General features: G+C 71.8%; 10 protein-coding genes. 8 read left to right on the top strand and 2 right to left on the bottom strand.

The window, feature by feature from the left end:
• Nucleotides 1–746 (bottom strand): aminoglycoside phosphotransferase family protein (locus tag SSQG_RS30060; RefSeq protein WP_003993702.1); only part of this gene is annotated, 746 nt, incomplete at its 3' end.
• A gap of 237 nt (nucleotides 747–983) precedes the next feature.
• Here SSQG_RS30060 and SSQG_RS30055 point away from each other — a divergent pair.
• From SSQG_RS30055 to SSQG_RS30035, 5 genes are all read left to right on the top strand, one after another.
• On the top strand, nucleotides 984–3734 hold the full coding sequence (locus tag SSQG_RS30055; protein WP_078506951.1) for a SpoIIE family protein phosphatase: 2751 nt from the start codon (nucleotides 984–986) through the stop codon (nucleotides 3732–3734).
• On the top strand, nucleotides 3731–4813 hold the full coding sequence (locus tag SSQG_RS30050; protein WP_003993700.1) for a substrate-binding domain-containing protein: 1083 nt from the start codon (nucleotides 3731–3733) through the stop codon (nucleotides 4811–4813). The genes SSQG_RS30055 and SSQG_RS30050 overlap by 4 nt, the downstream gene beginning before the upstream one ends.
• A gap of 15 nt (nucleotides 4814–4828) precedes the next feature.
• Complete coding sequence (locus SSQG_RS30045) at nucleotides 4829–5608, top strand: ATP-binding cassette domain-containing protein (RefSeq protein WP_003993699.1); 780 nt, start codon at nucleotides 4829–4831, stop codon at nucleotides 5606–5608.
• Nucleotides 5605–6903 (top strand): sugar ABC transporter permease, encoded by a 1299-nt coding sequence (locus tag SSQG_RS30040; protein ID WP_003993698.1) that lies wholly within the window; start codon nucleotides 5605–5607, stop codon nucleotides 6901–6903. Before SSQG_RS30045 ends, SSQG_RS30040 begins: the two co-directional genes overlap by 4 nt.
• Before the next feature lie 118 nt (nucleotides 6904–7021).
• Entirely contained in the window at nucleotides 7022–8374 is a 1353-nt protein-coding gene (locus SSQG_RS30035; protein ID WP_003993697.1) for an ABC transporter substrate-binding protein, read from the top strand.
• A 383-nt stretch (nucleotides 8375–8757) separates the two neighbouring features.
• On the opposite strand, the gene SSQG_RS30030 is transcribed toward SSQG_RS30035, so the two are convergent.
• Nucleotides 8758–11553, bottom strand: coding sequence for an aconitate hydratase (locus SSQG_RS30030; protein WP_003993696.1), 2796 nt, complete (start codon nucleotides 11551–11553; stop codon nucleotides 8758–8760).
• Nucleotides 11554–11821: 268 nt separating this feature from the next.
• Between SSQG_RS30030 and SSQG_RS30025 the strand changes: the two genes are divergently transcribed.
• From SSQG_RS30025 to SSQG_RS30015, 3 genes are all read left to right on the top strand, one after another.
• Nucleotides 11822–12022 (top strand): DUF4236 domain-containing protein, encoded by a 201-nt coding sequence (locus tag SSQG_RS30025; RefSeq protein ID WP_003993695.1) that lies wholly within the window; start codon nucleotides 11822–11824, stop codon nucleotides 12020–12022.
• A gap of 84 nt (nucleotides 12023–12106) precedes the next feature.
• On the top strand, nucleotides 12107–13636 hold the full coding sequence (locus SSQG_RS30020; protein WP_003993694.1) for a helix-turn-helix domain-containing protein: 1530 nt from the start codon (nucleotides 12107–12109) through the stop codon (nucleotides 13634–13636).
• A 226-nt stretch (nucleotides 13637–13862) separates the two neighbouring features.
• Entirely contained in the window at nucleotides 13863–20231 is a 6369-nt protein-coding gene (locus tag SSQG_RS30015; RefSeq protein WP_039933941.1) for a protein kinase domain-containing protein, read from the top strand.
• Nucleotides 20232–20236: the final 5 nt, after the last annotated feature.

Here is a 20236-nt window from a genome sequence, read left to right as displayed (position 1 = left end):
GGACGGTACGCGGCGAAGAAGCGGTCGGCGGCGCCGTCCGGGAGCAGGGTCCAGGCGGCGGCGAGGTCGCAGGCCGGGTCGCCCGCGCAGAGGTCGCCGAAGTCGACCACTCCGCAGAAGGTGCCGTCCGCGGTGAGGACGTTGGCCGGGTGCAGGTCGCCGTGGAGCCACAGGGGCGGCCCCGTCCACTCGGGTGCGGCGACGGCGTCCTCCCAGACCGCCCCGACGGCCTCCGGGTCCGGGACCAGACCCAGCTCCGCGACCGAGGCGAGCTGCCCGGCGAACCCGTCGGCACCGTCGGCGAGACGGCCGCCGCGGCCACGGCCGGCGGGAGCGCCGTCGGGAGCGGGGCGGTGGAGAGCCGTGAGGAAGGCGGCCAGGGCGTCGGCCGATTCCGCGGCGCGGGTGGCGGGGGCCCGGTCGGCGGGCGTGCCCCGCACCCAGGTGGTGACGATCCAGGGGCGCGGGAAGCGCTCGGAGGGTTCACCGAGGCGCTGCGGGACGGGGACCTCCAAGGGGAGGCGCCGGGCGATACCGGGCATCCAGGCGTGTTCCTTGCGGAGCAGCACGTCCGCGTCGGGCGTCGCATAGGGGAGGCGGACGGCCAGGTCGTCTCCGAGGCGCCAGAGCTGGTTGTCCCAGCCGCGCGCGCCGAGCCGCAAGGGGCGATCGGCCAGGTCGGGGTGCTGGTCGCGCAGCAGGTCCCGGATCAGTTCCGCGGTGATCTCGATCTCCGTGTGGGCCATGCGACGCAACGCTAGCCGGGCGGCGGCGCGTGCCGCCGGGCGTACGTCGGTAAACGGCCGGATGCGCCGAGCCCGGTAGACCCGTACGTCTCATATGTCGGTGTTATCCAGGTGTGCGATTCTGTTGTGAGGGTGCCCTGCCGCTCAGGTGCGGCGTGGGACCGCCGCGTCGTCGTTCGAGTTCCGGGGACTCCCACCTGCCGGTGGCCGCGGCACGGACGGGAGGTGGATGCGGAGATGCCCCAGTACGGCGATACCCGGGCGACCGTCCCCGGTCCGTCCCGTCCTCGCGCGCCGGAGGCCGCCGCGAGGGAGCGGGTGCTGGCCTTCGCCGGGGTGGCGCTGGCGGCGGTGTACGTGCGGAGCGAGGACGGTGCGGAGCTTCGGCTGGTGGAATCGGCCGGGGTGGCCGAGCCCGGCACTTACAGGCTGCCGAGTGCTGTCCCGGCGGCTCTGGACTCCCCGGTGGCGGTGCAGGAGCCGGGCGCCTCGGTCGCGCCCTCCCCTGGCGCCGAACCCGGGGCCGGCCGCTGTGGGTGGGCCGTGGCGGACGCCTTCCGCAGCGGGCGGGCCCTGTGGCTCGGGGGTGCCGTGCTCACCGGCCTTCCCGGTGCCGGCACCTCCGCCCCGCTCGGGGCGCTGCCGCTGGGGGCGGCGGGCGGCTGGCTGGGATGTCTCGTCGTGGTCGGAGAGGCCGGGGAGGGGTTCGGGGGCGAGCAGCGGGAGTTCCTGGAGCGGTACGCCGACGCCGTGGCCGAGCGGCTGCGGGGCGAGGCCGACCGGTCCGCCCCCGCGCCCCTGCTGGATTCCGCCCTGCGCGCCCTGGGGGTCGGCTCCTTCGCCCTGACGCCCGGCACCGGGCTGGTCGAGACGGACGCGGCCCTGCTCGAACTGGTCGGCATTCCCGAGGGCGCCTTCGACGGCAAGACCGACACTCTGCTCTCCTGCAGCGTGCCGGAGGACGCCCCCGCCCTGATGTCGGTCATCGAACCGTCCGCGCAGGCCCCGGCGCGCCGGGAGCTGGAGTTCCGCATCCGCCGGCCCACCGGCGAACTGTGCTGGCTGCGGCTGACCTGCCGTGTGCTGAAAGGGCCCGAGGGCGCACCGGTGCGGGTGCTGGGCGCGGTGACCGCCGCTCCCGTGCTGCGCCGGAGCGCCAGTGACGTCGCCCGCCTCCAGTGGCTGACGACCGCGCTCGACGACGCCGTGACGGTCCGGGACGTCAGCCGCGTGGTGGTGGCCGCGCTGCGAGAACCCCTGGCCGCCGACCGGGTGGCGCTGGCCGAACTGCTGGAGGACCGGCTGGCGGTCACCGTGCTCGATCCGCCGGGTGCCGGGGCCTGGCCGGACCTGTGGCGCTCCGAGTGGCGTTCGGAGTGGCCCGACGCGCCGGTCTCCGCGCTGCCCACGCTCCAGGCGGCGCTGCGGGACGGACGGATGAGCCTGTGGCCGGCGGGTACCGAGCTGGAGCCCGGGCTCGCCGGGATCGGCCCCGGCGGTCTCGCGGTCCTGCCGCTGCCCGCGAAGAGCAGGATGGCCGGGGTGTGCCTGGTCGGCTGGGACACGCCGCACGAGTTCGCCCCTGAGGAGCGGGCGCTGCTGACGGCGACCGCCGGGCTCGTGGGGCAGGCCCTGAAGCGGGCGCACGCCTACGACGCCGAGCAGGAACTCGCGACGATGCTCCAGCGCAGCCTGCTGCCGCGCCGGCTGCCCCGGCTGCCCGGGGGCACCGCCGTGGCCCGCTATCTGCCCGCTCGGCGCGGGCTCCAGGTGGGCGGCGACTGGTACGACGTGATCGCCCTGTCGGAGGGCAAGGTGGCCCTGGTCATCGGGGACGTGCAGGGGCACAGCGCCGGGGCCGCGACGATCATGGGCCAGATGCGCACCGCCGTGCGGGCCTACGCCGTCGAGGGCCACCCGCCGGACGTGGTCGTCGCGCACGCCAACCGGCTGCTCGTCGGTATGGAGACCGACCTGTTCGCCACGTGCTGCTACGTGGAGCTGGACATGGAGGAGGGCAACGCGCTGTTCGCGCGGGCCGGTCATCTGTCCCCGCTGGTACGTCATCCCGACGGCGGGACGGAGGAGGTCGCGGTCGAGGGCGGCCTCCCCCTGGGTGTCCTCGCGGACGCGGAGTTCCCGCTGACGGCGCTGGCGCTGGCCCCGGGCACGGTGCTCGCGCTGGTGACGGACGGCCTGGTCGAGTCGGCGGAGCTGCATGTGGACGAGGGGATGCGGATCGTGCGCGAGGCGCTGGCCGAGGCCGACCCCTCCGACCCGGGGCGGATGGCCGACGCCCTGCTCGGCGATGCCGGGCGCCGGGAGGACGACGTGGCGTTGCTGCTGCTGCGCTACGACGGGATGCGGGTCCGGCCGGTGCGGGCGGGCTGGGTGGTGTGGCGGCTGCCGGACGCCGTCATGCACGCCCGCCGGTTCAGCGCGCGGACGCTGCGTTCCTGGGACGTCGTGGCCGAGGCCGACACCATCCTGCTCGTGGTCTCGGAGCTGGTCACCAACGCGCTCGTGCACACGCAGGGCGCGGTCCGCGTGGAACTGACCCTGGCCACGGACCGGGTGCGGGTGACCGTGAACGACTCCTCGCCGCGTGCCCCGGCCAAGCCGGTGGTCGTGGACTGGGAGTCGACGGGCGGCCGGGGGCTCTTCCTCGTCGAGGCCATGTCGATGGCCTGGGGCTCGGTCCCGGTCGGCGGCGGCAAGCAGGTCTGGAGCGAGATCGTCGTGTCCCGGCCGGAAGGGGAACGGAGGCCCGCGTCGGAGTCGGCGGAGCCGGGGACCGGGCCGTGGATCGAGGCGGGCGGGGAACGGCCGCCGGGCAAGGAGCGGAGCTGGGGCATCGGCTGGAACCGGGACCGCGGCTGGGGCATGGGCCGCAGCCGCGGCAGGAACCGGGACCAGGACCGGGGCCGGAGCCAGGACCGGGGCCGGAGCCAGGACCGGGGCCCGGCGGAGCAGGGAGGCGCGGGATGAGGGGGCACGGGTGGCGTGTGGCCGCCGGGCTGCTCGCGGGCGTCGTCGCCCTGACCCTGGCGGGGTGCACCGAGGACGGCGGCGGGAGCGAGAACGGTATGACCGTCGGGCTGCTGCTGCCGAGCCGTGCGGTGCCGCGCTGGGAGCAGTCGGACAAGCCCATGATCGAGAAGCGGGTGAAGGAGCTGTGCCCCGACTGCACGGTGGTGTACGCCAACGCCGAGAACGACGCGGGGAGCCAGCGGCAGCAGATGAACTCCATGATCACCCGGGGCGTCTCGGTGCTGCTCCTGGACGTCGTCGACCCCAAGGCCCTGCGCTCCTCGGTGCGGGCGGCGGACCGCGCGGGCATCCCGGTCGTCGCCTACGACCGGCTCGCCGAAGGCCCCATCTCGGGTTTCGTCAGTTTCGACGGCGGTCAGGTCGGCCGGCTGCAGGGCGAGGCGCTGCTGAAGGGCATGGGCGCCAAGGCCGACGGCGGGGGCGTGGTGATGATGAACGGCGACCCGTCCAGCCCCAACGCCGCCTGGTACGAGGGCGGGGCCCGGTCCGTCCTCCAGGACAAGGTGCGGATCCTCAAGTCGTACACCACGCTGGGGTGGCGCACGGAGAACGCGCACGACCACATGTCCGCCGCGATCAGCGACCTCGGCCCGAACGGGTTCGACGGCGTACTGGCGGCCAACGACTCGATCGCCTCGGGCGTGATCTCGGCGCTCAAGAGCGCGGGCGTCGCGCCACTCCCCCCGGTCACCGGCCAGGACGCGGATCTCGACGCCGTGCGGCGCATCGTCGAGGGCGAGCAGTACATGACCGTCTACAAGCCCTTCCGCAAGGAGACCGACGCGGCCGCGGCGATGGCGGTCGCCCTGGCCCGGGGCAACGACCTGGGCGCCTTCGTCACGTCGACCGTGGACAGCCCCACCACCAAGGACATCCCCGCGGTGCTGCTGAACCCGCTCCCCGTCACGCGGGACGACATCGGCCGGACGCTCGTCCGGGACGGCGTCTACACCATCGACCAGATCTGCACCCCGAAGCTCCGGCCCGCCTGTGACCGGATCGGGCTGACCCGATGAGGGAGGTGGTCCCCCGTGGCCCATCCGCCCGTGCTGGCGTTGCGCGGTGTCTCCAAGCGGTTCGGCGGTGTGCAGGCGCTCGTGGACGTCGACCTTCAGATCCGGGCCGGTGAGGTGGTGGCCCTGGCGGGTGACAACGGCGCCGGCAAGTCCACGCTCGTGAAGGTGATCTCCGGTGTCAACCCCGCCGACCGGGGCGCCATCGAGTGGGAGGGACGGCTCGTGCAGATCAAACGCCCGCACGACGCGCACGCCCTGGGCATCGCGACCGTCTACCAGGACCTCGCCATGTGCGACAACCTGGACGTCGTCGGCAATCTCTTCCTCGGCCGTGAGATCGACCGGGTGGGCGTCCTCGACGAGGTGGAGATGGAGCGCCGCGCCCGCGATCTGATGCGCGCGCTGTCGATCCGCCTCCCCGACGTGCGGATGCCGGTCGCGGCGCTGTCCGCCGGGCAGCGGCAGGCCGTCGCGATCTCCCGCTCGCTCATGGGCGCGCCCAAGGTCCTGCTGCTCGACGAGCCCACCGCCGCTCTGGGGGTCGAGCAGACCAGCCATCTGCTCGACCTCATCGAGGAGGTGCGCGACCACGGTATGGCGATCATCCTCATCAGTCACAACATGGGCGACATCAAGGCCGTGGCCGACCGGGTCGCCGTGCTGCGGCTGGGCCGCAACAACGGGTTGTTCGACGTGAGCAGCGTGACGCAGGAGCAGATCATCTCCGCCGTCACCGGGGCGGCGGACAACGCCGTGGCGCATCGCTCGAAGGGCGACGAGGGGGCCTGGCCGTGAGCCGGGGCGGGTCGCAGCGGGACGGCGAGCCGGCCGGGACGGAGCGCGGTGCCGTACCGGTCACGGCCGACGGCCGGCCGCGCACCCGCGGCTGGTCCGACGGTCTGCGCGCCTACGCCCTGGAGATCCGGGGCATCTTCCAGGGCGGCGAGCGCGGGCCGCTCGTGGTGATCGCCGGGCTGATCGTGATCTGGATCGTCTTCCAGGCGCTGGACGACAAGTTCCTCTCGCCGCGCAACCTGTCCAACCTCAGTGTGGAGATCGTCGGGACCGGCCTGGTGGCCGTCGGCATCGTGTTCGTGCTGCTGATCCGGGAGATCGATCTGTCGGTCGGCTCCGTCAGCGGGCTGGCCGGGGCCGCGTTCGCGGTGCTGAACGTGAACCAGGGGTGGCCGGAGTGGACCGCGGTGATCGTCGCGGTGGCCGCCGGCACGGCCGTGGGCGCCTTCCACGGGTTCTTCTTCGCCTGGCTCGGGGTGCCCGCGTTCGTCGTGACGCTCGCGGGGCTGCTGATCTGGAACGGCCTGACGCTCTACCTGCTGGGCGCGAGCGGCACGATCAACATCGACGAGGAGGGCCTGGTCGCCTCCCTGACCAGCCGGCACTTCGAGGACCCGGCGGCGGCGTACGCGGTGGCGGCGCTCGGCACCGCCGGGTACTTCCTGGCCGCCCACCGCAGGCGCAGCCGTCACCGGGCCGCCGGGATGCCGTACCGGCAGACGGCCGAGATCTGGACACGCACCGGTGTCCTCGCGCTGGTCGCCTTCGCCGCCGCCTACACCCTCAACCGCTTCCAGGGGCTGCCGCTCGCACTGCTGATCTTCCTGGCGGTCCTCGTCGTCTCGGACTACGTGCTGCGCCGCACCCGCTACGGCCGGCGGGTGTACGCGCTCGGCGGCGGGGTCGAGGCGGCGCGGCGCGCCGGCATCGGGGTGGAGCGGGTGCGGGTCGCGATGTTCATGGTGTCGGGGACGCTGGCCGCGTTCGGAGGCCTGTTCGTGGCCTCCAGCCTCACCTCGGCGAGCCCCACCACGGCCCGGGCCGCCGGCTCCGGGATGCTGCTGATCAACGCGATCGCCGCTGCCGTCATCGGCGGGACGAGTCTGTTCGGCGGACGTGGCTCGCCCTGGTCCGTGCTGCTCGGGGTGCTGGTCATCCAGTCGATCGCCTCGGGCATGGGGCTGCTGGGGGTGGAGGACGCCGTGCAGTTCATGATCACTGGTGGGGTGCTGCTGGCCGCCGTCGCGGCCGACGCGCTCACCAGACGCGCGGAGGCCCGGCGCGGCCGTCCGTGACGGACGAATTGTTCCTCATGCACACTATGTCTTTTATCTTGTGAAATGCCTAATGAATGGCAAAGGTGGGTAGTGGCCACGCGTGTGGTCAAGGCCCGACGTCGTGCCCCGGAGTGCCATGAAACGGAGTTGTCTCGCCCGGCTGGCCGTGGCCGCCACGGTGGCCGTAGGCCTGGTCCTCGCGGGGTGCGGCGGCTCGGACTCGCCCCGGGGTGATCAGGCCGATCTCAGCGTGCTCGCCATGGACGCGCCCCAGATGCAGACGCTCAAGAAGCTCACCAAGGAGCACTTCACCGACGAGACCGGCATCAAGGTCGACTACACCCTGCTCCCGGAGAACGAGGCGCGGGAGCGCATGAACCGCGAGTTCGCCACCCAGGCCGGCACCTACGACGTGGCCAGCGTCAGCGCCTACGAGGTGCCCATCTACTCGGACAACGGCTGGCTCGCCCCGCTGGACCCCTACGTGAAGGGGGACGAGTCCTTCGACCAGAGGGACGTCTTCCCCAACCTGGTGTCCTCCCTGACCGGGGACGACGGCAAGACCTACGCCGAGCCGTTCTACGGCGAGGGCTCGTTCCTGATGTACCGCAAGGACCTCTTCCGCAGGGCCGGACTGACCATGCCGCCGAACCCGACCTGGGAGCAGGTCGCCGACCTCGCCGCCCGGGTCGACGGCGCGGACGGCGCCAGCGGCATCTGCCTGCGCGGCCTGCCCGGCTGGGGCCAGAACCTGGCTCCGATCAACACGGTCGTCAACACCTTCGGCGGCGCCTGGTACGACATGAACTGGAACGCGCGCCTGACCTCACCGGAGTTCAAGAAGGCCGTCGGGTTCTACGTCGACCTGCTCCGCTCCCACGGCCAGCCCGGCGCCGACCGGATGGGCGTGCTGGAGATCCTGGACAGCTTCGTCGAGGGCAAGTGCGCGATGATGTACGACGCCACGTCGCTGGCCTCGTCGATCGAGGCCGACGGGTCCACGGTCAAGGGCAAGGTGGGCTACGTCCCGGCCCCGCACGAGCGGACCGAGCGGGCCGGCTGGCTGTGGACCTGGGCGTGGGGCATCCAGCAGGCCTCCGCCAACAAGGACGCGGCCTGGAAGTTCATCTCCTGGGCCTCCTCCAAGGAGTACCAGGAGCAGGTCGGCCAGGAGCTGGGCTGGACCTCGGCCCCCGCCGGGAACCGCAAGTCGCTCTACGCCAATCCCGAGTACCAGCAGGCGGCCGGGGCCTGGTACCGGCAGGAGTACACGGCGGCCACGGACTCGGCCGACCCGAGGAACCCCGGCGTCACCCGGCGCCCCTACACCGGCATCGGCTTCCTGGGCATTCCCGAGTTCGCCGTGCTCGGTACGGCGGTCTCGGAGCAGATCTCCGCGGCCATCGCGGGGCAGCAGTCGGTGGACAAGGCCCTGGACAAGGCACAGGACCTCGCCCAGGCAGCGGCGGCGAAGTACCGCGGGGGGTGAGCTGCGCGGGTCGAGCGGGCATCACGACGCCGAGATCTCCAGCGCCCGGCCCGTTACGGCGCTTCCGCCCTCATGCAAGGGAGGCGGTACCGCGAGTGGCGTAGGTGCCCCTGTGGCGCGCCCGCCGCACGCGGCTATGACCGGCTCGACGGCGACGGGTACGGAACCGAGGGGCTCGACCGCCGGTGCCCGCCAAGGCGCGCCCTGTCCCAGGGCCGCCGCACTCGGATGAGACACCGCGATGTCGTGGCCCCCGTGGCCGACACGGATGCCGGGGACGGCCTGCCGCCCGGGACGGCCTGCCGCCCGGGACGGCGAGGGCCGCGCCCCCGGTTTCCCGGGAACGCGGCCCTCTGACTGCCGTGTGGTGCCGTGCGGTCCGCTTACTTGCGGATCAGGCTGCGCAGGACGTACTGCATGATGCCGCCGTTGCGGTAGTAGTCCGCCTCGCCGGGGGTGTCGATGCGGACGACCGCGTCGAACTCGACGCCGGTGTCGGTGGTGACCTTCACCGTGCGCGGAGTGGTGCCGTTGTTGAGCTCGGTGACGCCGGAGAAGGAGAAGGTCTCCTCGCCGGTCAGACCGAGGGTCGCGGCCGACTGGCCCTCCGGGAACTGCAGCGGCAGGACGCCCATGCCGATGAGGTTCGAGCGGTGGATGCGCTCGTAGGACTCGGCGATGACGGCCTTGACGCCGAGGAGCGCGGTGCCCTTGGCGGCCCAGTCGCGGGACGAGCCGGAGCCGTACTCCTTGCCGGCCAGGACGACCAGCGGGATGCCCTGCTCGATGTAGTTGCGCGAGGCGTCGTAGATGAAGGAGACGGGGGCGTCGTCCTTCGTGAAGTCGCGGGTGTAGCCGCCCTCCGTGCCCGGCGCGATCTGGTTGCGCAGGCGGATGTTGGCGAACGTACCGCGGATCATGACCTCGTGGTTGCCGCGGCGCGAGCCGTAGCTGTTGAAGTCGCGGCGCTCGACGCCGTGCTCCGTGAGGTACTTGCCGGCCGGGGTGTCGGCCTTGATCGCACCGGCAGGGGAGATGTGGTCGGTGGTGACCGAGTCGCCGAGCTTGGCGAGCACGCGGGCGCCGGCGATGTCCTCGACCGGGGCCGGCTCCATCTCCATGCCCTCGAAGTACGGGGGCTTGCGGACGTAGGTCGACTCGGGGTCCCACTCGAAGGTGTTGCCGGTCGGGATCGGCAGCGCCTGCCACTGGGCGTCACCGGCGAAGACGTCGCTGTAGGACTTGGAGAACATGTCCTCGCCGATGGCGTTGGCGACGACGTCGTTCACCTCGGCCTCGGAGGGCCAGATGTCCTTCAGGTAGACCGGGTTGCCGTCCTGGTCGGTGCCCAGGGCGTCCTTGGTGATGTCCACCTTCATGGAGCCGGCGAGGGCGTAGGCGACGACCAGCGGCGGGGACGCCAAGTAGTTCATCTTGACGTCGGGGTTGATCCGGCCCTCGAAGTTCCGGTTGCCGGAGAGGACCGAGGTGACCGCGAGGTCGTGGTCGTTGACGGCCTTGGAGACCTCCTCCGGCAGCGGGCCGGAGTTGCCGATGCAGGTGGTGCAGCCGTAGCCGACGAGGTTGAAGCCGACCTTGTCGAGGTACGGGGTCAGGCCCGACTTCTCGAAGTAGTCGGTGACGACCTTGGAGCCGGGGGCGAGGGTGGTCTTGACCCAGGGCTTGCGGGTCAGGCCCTTCTCGACCGCCTTCTTGGCCACCAGGGCGGCGGCGACCATGACGTACGGGTTGGAGGTGTTGGTGCAGGAGGTGATGGCCGCGACCGTCACCGCACCGTGGTCGATCTCGTACGACGTGCCGTCGGGGGCGGTCACGGTGACCGGGTTGGACGGGACGGCGGCACCGGTGCCGTCGGCGTGCTGCGGCGCGCCGGCGCCGTTCTCCTGGCTGCCGTAGGCCGGGGCGTCGGAGGCCGGGAAGGACTCGGCGCTGGCCTCGTCGACCGGTGAGGCCGAGGCGGCGGGCTGCGCGGCGGGGGCCTCGACGTAGTTGAGGACGTCCTTGGCGAACTGCTGGGCGGCCTCGGCGAGAACGATGCGGTCCTGCGGGCGCTTCGGGCCGGCGATGGAGGGCACGACCGTCGACAGGTCGAGCTCGAGCTTCTCGGAGAAGTCGGGCTCGGCGGCCGGGTCCAGCCAGAGGCCCTGCTCCTTGGCGTACGACTCGACGAGGGCGACCTGCTGCTCGGAACGGCCGGTCAGACGCAGGTAGTTGAGGGTCTCGTCGTCGATCGGGAAGATCGCGGCGGTGGAGCCGAACTCGGGCGACATGTTGCCGATGGTGGCGCGGTTGGCGAGGCTCGTGGCCGCCACACCCTCGCCGTAGAACTCGACGAACTTGCCGACGACACCGTGCCCCCGCAGCATCTCGGTGATCGTGAGGACCAGGTCGGTGGCGGTGGTGCCCGGCTTCAGCTCACCGGTCAGCTTGAAGCCGACGACACGCGGGATGAGCATGGAGACCGGCTGGCCGAGCATGGCGGCCTCGGCCTCGATGCCGCCGACGCCCCAGCCGAGGACGCCGAGGCCGTTGACCATGGTGGTGTGCGAGTCGGTGCCGACGAGGGTGTCGGGGTACGCCTGGCCACCCCGGACCATGACCGTGCGCGCCAGGTGCTCGATGTTCACCTGGTGGACGATGCCGGTGCCCGGCGGGACGACCTTGAACTCGTCGAAGGCGGTCTGGCCCCAGCGCAGGAACTGGTAGCGCTCCTTGTTGCGGCCGTACTCCAGCTCGACGTTCTGCTTGAAGGCGTCGTTCGTGCCGAACTTGTCGGCGATGACGGAGTGGTCGATGACCAGCTCGGCCGGCGCCAGCGGGTTGATCTTGGCCGGGTCGCCGCCCAGCTCCTTCACGGCCTCACGCATGGTGGCGAGGTCCACGACGCAGGGAACGCCGGTGAAGTCCTGCATGATCACGCGGGCCGGCGTGAACTGGATCTCCTGGGACGGCTGGGCCTGCGAGTCCCAGCCGCCGAGGGCGCGGATGTGGTCGGCGGTGATGTTCGCGCCGTCCTCGGTGCGGAGCAGGTTCTCCAGCAGGACCTTGAGGCTGTACGGAAGGCGAGCCGAGCCCTCCACCTTGTCCAGCCGGAAGATCTCGTACGACTCGTCGCCCACCTGCAGCGTGCTGCGGGCGTCGAAGCTGTTCGCCGACACGACAGTCTCCTTCATTGATGTGCGCGTACCACCACGATCCTGCCGCCACGGCATCTCGACCGATCCGCTAAGGTAAGGCTAAGTTAGGTAACCCTTACCGGGCGTGGCGGCTGCGGTGCACCTCGGCAGATATCTCGATGTCGAGATAACTCTAATACACCCGGGCCGGTTGGTCATGCCCCGGCGTCCGCCGTGGGTCATGTGCGGCCTTTTCCCGGGTATCCGAATCCGGTGTCCACCTGAGACGGACGACGAAGAGGAGTCAGGCATGCCGCTCACGTTCCGCAAGAGTTTCCGGATCCTTCCGGGGGTGCGACTGAACATCAACAAGCGCTCCTGGTCCATCACCACCGGCGGCGGAAAGAACGGCCCTCGATACACCCGCAGCAGCACGGGGCGCCGTACGACGTCGATGGATCTGCCCGGACCTTTCGGCTGGCGGCGCACGCACACCACCAAGCGACACTGAGGCCACCGGGTCGGATTGACGTCCCGTCACCCGAACGGACCCCCCGGTCGGACCTCATCTCATATCTGAGATAACCTCAACCACATGGCAGACGACTACCTCGTACGCATCGGCAGGCTCATCCGTGACGCTCGGCAGCACCGGGGCTGGACTCAGTCGCAGCTGGCCGAGGCGCTCGGCACCAGCCAGAGTGCGGTGAACCGGATCGAGCGCGGCAACCAGAACATCAGCCTTGAGATGATCGCGCGCATCGGGGAAGCCCTCGACAGCGAGATCGTGTCCCTCGGCTACGCCGGTCCGATGCATCTGCGGGTGGTCGGCGGGCGTCGGCTGTCCGGTGCCATCGACGTGAAGACGAGCAAGAACGCGTGCGTGGCGCTGCTGTGCGCCTCACTGCTCAACCAGGGGCGCACGGTGCTGCGCCGCGTCGCTCGCATCGAGGAGGTGTACCGCCTCCTGGAGGTGCTCGGCTCCGTCGGCGTCCGCACCCGGTGGATCAACGACGGTGTCGACCTGGAGATCGTGCCGCCGGCCGAGCTGGACCTGGCGGCGATCGACGCGGAGGCGGCCCGCCGCACCCGCTCGATCATCATGTTCCTCGGTCCCCTGCTGCACCGCATGGACCAGTTCAAGCTGCCGTACGCCGGTGGCTGCGACCTCGGCACCCGCACGGTCGAGCCGCACATGATCGCGCTGCGCCGGTTCGGTCTCGACCTCGCGGCGACCGAGGGCCAGTACCACGCCGTGGTGGACCGCTCGGTCCGCCCCGACCGCCCGATCGTGCTGACCGAGCGCGGCGACACGGTGACCGAGAACGCGCTGCTCGCCGCCGCCCGGCACGACGGCACCACGGTCATCCGCAACGCCTCCTCCAACTACATGGTCCAGGACCTGTGCTTCTTCCTGGAGGCCCTCGGCGTCAAGGTCGACGGCATCGGCACGACCACCCTCACCGTGCACGGCGTGCCGACCATCGACGTGGACGTGGACTACTCCCCCTCCGAGGACCCGGTCGAGGCGATGAGCCTCGTCGCGGCGGCCGTCATGACCGAGTCGGAGCTGACGGTGCGCCGGGTGCCGATCGAGTTCCTGGAGATCGAGCTGGCGGTCCTGGAGGAGATGGGCCTCGACCACGACCGCACGCCCGAGTACTTCGCCGACAACGGCCGCACCCGGCTGGTGGACCTCACCGTCCGGCCCTCCAAGCTGCAGGCGCCGATCGACAAGATCCACCCCATGCCGTTCCCGGGCCTGAACATCGACAACGTCCCGTTCTTCGCGGCCATCGCGGCGGCGGCCCAGGGCAAGACCCTCATCCACGACTGGGTCTACGACAACCGCGCGATCTACCTGACCGACCTGAACCGCCTCGGCGGCCGGCTCCAGCTGCTGGACCCCCACCGCGTCCTGGTCGAGGGCCCGACCCGCTGGCGCGCCGCCGAGATGATGTGCCCGCCCGCACTGCGCCCGGCGGTCGTCGTCCTCCTGGCCATGATGGCCGCCGAGGGCACGTCGGTGCTGCGCAACGTGTACGTCATCAACCGGGGGTACGAGGACCTGGCGGAGCGGCTGAACTCGGTGGGGGCGCAGATCGAGACGTTCCGGGACATCTGACCCGCCATCGACTCAAAGAGGTTGGGCAATCACCTCGACGCCTGTGCGGGATCGCGGAACTGCCCTGCCGTCGAGAGCGGGACGCCGCGCTATCCGCCTGACCCAGCACCCCAACCATCCGTTGACAACGTCAACAGGAAGGTGTGATGCTCGTCACCGGGTGACGGTATACGCTTCCTAGGGGTGTACCCACCTTGTCTGTGACGGGTGGAGCGGGGAGGGGTAAGTGGGGCTGGAGACAGTCGGCGGACGGTTCCGGATCACGGGGGCCTTGGGGCGCGGGAACATGGGGGAGGTGCACCGGGCCGAGGACCTCGAGGCCGGCCCGTACTCCCCGCACCGCCAGGTCGCCCTCAAGACGGTGCTGCGCGGCCGGACCGGGATCGCGGTCGACACCTCGGGGTCCGGCAAGGAGGTCGACCGCTTCCGCCGCGAGGTGCGGATCATGCGGATGCTCTCCCAGGGCCACCCGAACCTCACTCTGCTGATCGACGGCGGCGTGGACGACGCCCCGGGCGGCAGCGGTCTGCCCTACCTGGCCATGGAGCTGCTGGACGGTCATCCGCTCGCGGACCTCATCGACGAGGAGCCCCAGCTCCCGGTCTCCTGGGCCGCCGCGATCGGGGCGCAGATCGCCGCCGGGCTCACCGCTGCGCACACCGCCGGGGTCGTCCACCGCGACCTGAAGCCGGCCAACGTGATGCTGACCGGGGACGGCACTGTCAAGATCCTCGACTTCGGCATGGGCTCGATCGTCGACGACCCCGACCAGACGCGGCTGACCAGCACCGGCGTCAGCCTCGGCACGGCCCGCTACATGGCGCCCGAACAGTTCCGTGCCGAACGGGTCTCCGCCCCGGCCGACCTCTACGCGCTCGGCTGCATCCTGTACGAACTGCTGATAGGCCGACCGCCATTCTCCGCCCGCACCCACTACGAGCTCTCCGAACAGCACCTGCACGAGCGACCGCCGCAGCTGACCCTGGTGCGCCCGGACCTGCCCGCCGGGCTGGTCCGGCTGGTGGAGCGCCTCCTGGAGAAGGACGCCGAACTACGGCCGGAGAATGCCGCCCTGGTCCGCGAGGTGCTGGTCCCCCTCGCGCTCGCGCCGGACGCCACGGCCGCCCTGCTCGCTCCGCACTGGCAGGCGACGGACCCGGTGGCGCGGTTGCGCGCCCTGCTCCCCGAGCGAACCCCCGCCGCGTCCGCGCCGGTGCCGCGCCGGGAGCCGCGCCTGCCCGAGGCGATGGACGTCTTCGGTATCCACGCCGATCTGATCGCCGAATACGAGAGCTTCACCAGGAGCGGGACGGTGATCCGGGACGCCCGGATCGAGGGCTTCGTCGCGGACGACCTGAAGGCGAAGTCGCAGTGGCCCGACCCGTGGCTGTCGCTGAACCCGTTCTTCGCGGACGGCGGCCAGGTCACCGACCTCGTGCGGGACGGGGTGCTGCACCCCAGGTGCGCGGAGATCTTCCAGGCGGGGAAGAAGGAGACCTCGCCGCGCCCGGACGGCCGGCCGCTGACCTTCCACCTCCACCAGCGGCAGGCGATCGAGGCCGCGCAGGCGGGCGACTCCTACGTCCTGACCACCGGTACCGGTTCCGGCAAGTCGCTGTCGTACATCGTGCCGATCGTGGACCGGGTGCTGAAGGAGCGTCAGGCCGCGGGCCTGGGCGCCGGCGGCCGAGTGCGGGCGATCGTCGTCTACCCGATGAACGCGCTGGCCAACTCGCAGCTCGGGGAGCTGGAGAAGTACCTGCGTCACGGCTTCGGGAAGGGCCGCGAACTGGTCACCTTCGCTCGCTACACGGGCCAGGAGTCCACCGAGGAGCGCCGTGAACTGCGCAAGAACCCCCCGGACATCCTGCTGACCAACTACGTGATGCTGGAACTGATGCTGACCCGGCCGGACGACCGGTCCAGCCTGATCCGCATGGCCGAGGGGCTGCAGTTCCTCGTCTTCGACGAGCTGCACACCTACAGGGGCCGGCAGGGCGCCGACGTGGCGTTCCTGATCCGCCGGGTCCGTGAGGCCTGCCGGGCGTCGGCGTCCCTGCAGTGCATCGGCACCTCGGCGACGATGTCCACCGAAGGCTCCTGGGAGGACCAGCGGCGCGAGGTGGCCAAGGTGGCCGGGCGTCTGTTCGGCACGACGGTGCTGCCGGAGCGGGTCATCGGCGAGACCCTGGTCCGGGCGACGGAGGAAGCCCCCGAGCGCGTGCCCGCCGAGCGGCTGCGGGTGCCGGCAGCGCCGCGCGCGTACGAGGCGCTGACGAAGGATCCCCTCGCCCGCTGGGTGGAGTCGCGGTTCGGGCTGGAGCGCGAGGAGGGCACGGGGCGGCTGCGCCGCCGCGCCCCGGGAACCGTCGAGGAAGCGGCGGCCGAGCTGGCCGCCGCGTCCGGGGTGGCCGAGGAGAGCGTACGCGAGGCGATCCGGACGACCCTGGAGGCGGGCGCGCAGGCCAAGCACCCGGTGACGGAGCGGCCTCTGTTCGCGTTCCGGCTGCACCAGTTCCTCTCCAAAGGCGACACCGTCTACACGACGCTGGAGGATCCGCTCACCCGGCCGCTGACCCGCACCTACCAGCTGGAGCAGCCGGGCAGCGACGGCAAGCCGCTGTTCCCGCTGGCGTTCTGCCGCGAGTGCGGCCAGGAGTACCTGACCGTCTGGCGCACCGAGGACGGCGGCGCGTTCCGCTACGAGCCGCGCCGGGACACGTCCGCCTCCGGGGGCCGCGAGGGCGAGGGCTACCTGTACCTGGGCATGCCCGGGCAGGACTACGAGTGGCCGGCCGACCCGCAGAAGGCCGTGGACGACCGGCGGCTGCCGGAGTCGTGGCTGGAGCCGGACGCGCAGGGCGTGATGGTCGTCAAGAAGTCCTACAGGCCGCGCGTGCCCAAGCGCGTCGTCGTGGACGCCCGCGGTGACGAGTCGGGCGAGGGCGGCCTGGTGGCGGCGTTCGTGCCGGCGCCGTTCCTGTTCTGCGTGCACTGCCAGGTCTCGTACGAGCAGACGCGCGGCCGGGACTTCGCCAAGCTGGCCACCCTGGACCAGGAGGGGCGCTCCTCGGCGACCTCGCTCATCTCCGCGTCCATCGTGAAGTCCCTGCGGGCGGTGCCCGAGGAGAGCCTGGGCAAGGAGGCGCGCAAGCTCCTCACCTTCGTCGACAACCGGCAGGACGCCTCGCTGCAGGCCGGGCACTTCAACGACTTCGCCCAGGTCACCCAGTTGCGCGGCGCGCTGTACCAGGCCGCGGTGCAGGCGGGTGACGAAGGGCTGCACCACGACGACCTCGCCGAGGCCGTCACCGAGGTGATGGGGCTCCAGCCCCATGAGTACGCGGCGGGTACGAACCTGCCACCGTCCATGGAGCGACGGGCGGCGAAGGTCTTCCGGGATGTCGTCGGATACCGCCTCTACCGCGACCTGGAGCGCGGCTGGCGCATCACGATGCCGAACCTGGAGCAGACGGGTCTGCTGCGGATCGACTACGAGGACCTGGACTGGATCGCCGCCCGGTCCGACCGCTGGCAGTCCTCGCACGCCGTGCTGCGCGACGCCGACCCGGCGCTGCGCGAGGAGATCAGCCGTACGCTGCTCGACTACATGCGGCGTGAACTCGCCATCGATGTGCAGTACTTCCGCGACGACTTCGACACCCTGCAGCGTGCGAGCGAGGAGCGGCTGACCGGGCCGTGGGTGCTGGGCGACTCCGACCAGCCGTCCGTCGGCACCGCCTATCCGTACGGCTCGCGGCCGGGCATGGAGCGCTCCGCGCTGTTCCTCTCGGCGCGCGGCAAGTTCGGCAAGTACCTGAGGCGGAACATGCCGGAACTGCGCGAGGCCTCCGCCTCCCTGGACGACGTCCAGTGCGTCATCGAGGACCTGCTGAAGGTGCTGCGGGACGCGGAGCTGGTGCGCGAGGTGGAGGCGGTTCCCGAGCGCTCCGGTCCGGCCTTCCGCCGCCGCGCGTCGGAGAAGCGCACCGGCTACCGAGTGTCGGCCGCCGCCCTCGTCTGGCGGGCCGGTGACGGCGAGCGGGGCGCCGTCGACCCACTGGCGCGCACCTACAGCAGCGGCGAGGGACCACGCGTCAACCCGTTCTTCCGAGACCTGTACCGCACGGCGGCGGCCGAGCTGGCCGGCCTGTTCGCGCGGGAGCACACCGCGCAGGTCACGCCGGAGGACCGGCTGGAGCGCGAGCGGCAGTTCCGCGACGCCGAACTGCCCCTGCTGTACTGCTCGCCGACGATGGAGCTGGGCGTGGACATCTCCTCGCTCAACGCGGTGATGATGCGCAACGTGCCGCCAACCCCGGCGAACTACGCGCAGCGCTCGGGCCGGGCGGGCCGCTCGGGTCAGCCCGCGCTGGTGACCACGTACTGCGCGACGGGCAACAGCCACGACCAGTACTACTTCCGGCGTTCCCAGGACATGGTGTCGGGGCAGGTGGCCCCGCCGCGCCTGGACCTCGCCAACGAGGACCTGGTCCGCTCCCACCTCCAGGGCATCTGGCTGGCGGAGACCGGCATGAAGCTGGGCACCGCGATCCCGGACGTCGTCGACGTCGCCTACGACCCCGACGGCGGCGACCGCCCCGATCCTCACATGCCGCTGCCGCTGCTGGGCGACGTCCGCGACCTGTCCCTGGACGAGGGGGCCCGCCGGCGCGCGGTCGCCTCCGCCCGCACGGTCCTCGCCCCGCTGATCGCGGACTTCGAGGCGACGACCTGGTGGTACGACGAGTGGATCGAGGACCGGATCGAGCGGGCCCCGGAGAAGTTCGACGCCGCCTTCGACCGGTGGCGGGACCTGTTCCGGGCGGCCGTCATCGACCAGTACGAGCAGAACAAGCGGGTCGTCGACCACACCCTCTCCCCCGGTGAGCAGAGCCGGGCGCGCACCCGGCGCCGGGAAGCGGAGACGCAGACGAACCTGCTGCTGAACCGCTCCACCGACAGCAAGTCGGTGATGAGCGACTTCAACCCGTACCGCTACCTGGCGTCCGAGGGGTTCCTGCCCGGCTACAGCTTCCCCCGGCTGCCGCTGGCCGCGTACATCCCGCGCTCCGGCAACCGCCGCAACGCCGACGGCGACTACCTCCAGCGTCCCCGGTTCCTCGCGATCCGCGAGTTCGGCCCCGGCGCGCTCATCTACCACGAGGGCGCCCGCTACCAGGTCACACGGGTCCAACTGCCGCCGGACGCCTCGGGCGACCTGGCGACGGCGGAGGCCCGCCGCTGCGACGGCTGCGGCTACCACCACGACGTCAAGGCCGGCTCCGACCTGTGCGCGATGTGCGGCGAGCCGCTGCGCGGCAAGCGCACGGGCCTGCTGCACCTGCACACCGTGTACACCACGCCGCGCGAGCGGATCTCCTCCGACGAGGAGGAGCGCCGCCGGGCCGGTTTCCGCCTGGAGACGTCGTACGCGTTCCAGGACCACGGCGCCCGCAAGGGACGCCTCACCTCGCACGTCGCCGACGCGGACGGCGCGCCCGTCCTGGACCTGGACTACGGCGACTCGGCGACCGTCCGCATCACCAACCTGGGCCGGGTCCGCGACAAAGAGGGCGAGCCGGACGGCTACTGGCTGGACCTGGGCGACGGCCGCTGGCTCAACGACCGGGCCGCCGCGGACGCCATCGAGGGCACCGGCATGCCGGTGGTCGACGAGGACGGCAACGAGAAGCGCCGCAAGAAACGGGTCCTGCCGTACGTGGAGGACCGCCGCAACATCCTCGTGGTGACGCTGGACGAGCCGCAGCCCGAACCGGTCGCCCTGTCGTTCCTGTACGCGCTGGAGCGGGGCATCGAGGCGGCGTTCGAGCTGGAGGACTCCGAGCTGACGGCGGAGCTGCTGCCCCCGGACGACGGGCCGCGCCGCCGCCTGCTGTTCACCGAGGCCGCGGAGGGCGGCGCGGGTGTGCTGCGCCGCATCCAGCACGACAAGGACGCCCTCGCGACAGCCGCCCGCACGGCGCTGGAGATCTGCCACTTCGACCCGGACACGGGTGAGGACCTGGGCGGGCCGACGGAGCACGAGAAGTGCGCCCGCGGCTGCTACACCTGCCTGCTGACGTACGCCAACCAAGGGAACCACCGCCAGTTGAGCCGGCACACCGCCCGCCCGCTGCTGCTGCGCCTGGCCGGCGCCCGCACCGAGCGGGAGGACCGCGGGGAGTCCCGCAGCGAGGCGTTCCGCAGGCTCGCGCCGGCGGCGCCCGGCGGTGCGAGCGCCGCGCCCGGGGCTGCTTCGGCGTCCGCGCCGACCCCGGTGGAGACGGACCTGGCGGCCCTCGTCGCGCGGGGCGACCTGCTGGGCTGGCTGAGGGCGAAGGGCTACCGGCTGCCGGACGAGGTCGACGTCCTCGTCGGCACCGCGGCGGCCCGCCCCGACCTGGTCTTCCGCCTGGACGGCGTCAGCCTCGCCGTGTTCGTCGACGTCCCCGGCCGGCCGGCGGACTCCAGCCGTGACGTGGAGGCCGGCTACCGCCTGGAGGAGGCCGGCTGGGACGTCGTGCGCTTCCCGGCGGACGCGGACTGGGACGCCGTCGTCGAGCACCACGCCGGCTACTTCCAGCTTCGCTGACCGCC

It is taken from the genome of Streptomyces viridochromogenes DSM 40736, from assembly GCF_000158955.1.
Classification (GTDB): domain Bacteria; phylum Actinomycetota; class Actinomycetes; order Streptomycetales; family Streptomycetaceae; genus Streptomyces; species Streptomyces venetus.
The sequence above is the reverse complement of the archived record's forward strand: the minus strand, read 5'-3'. Positions and strand labels throughout refer to the sequence as shown.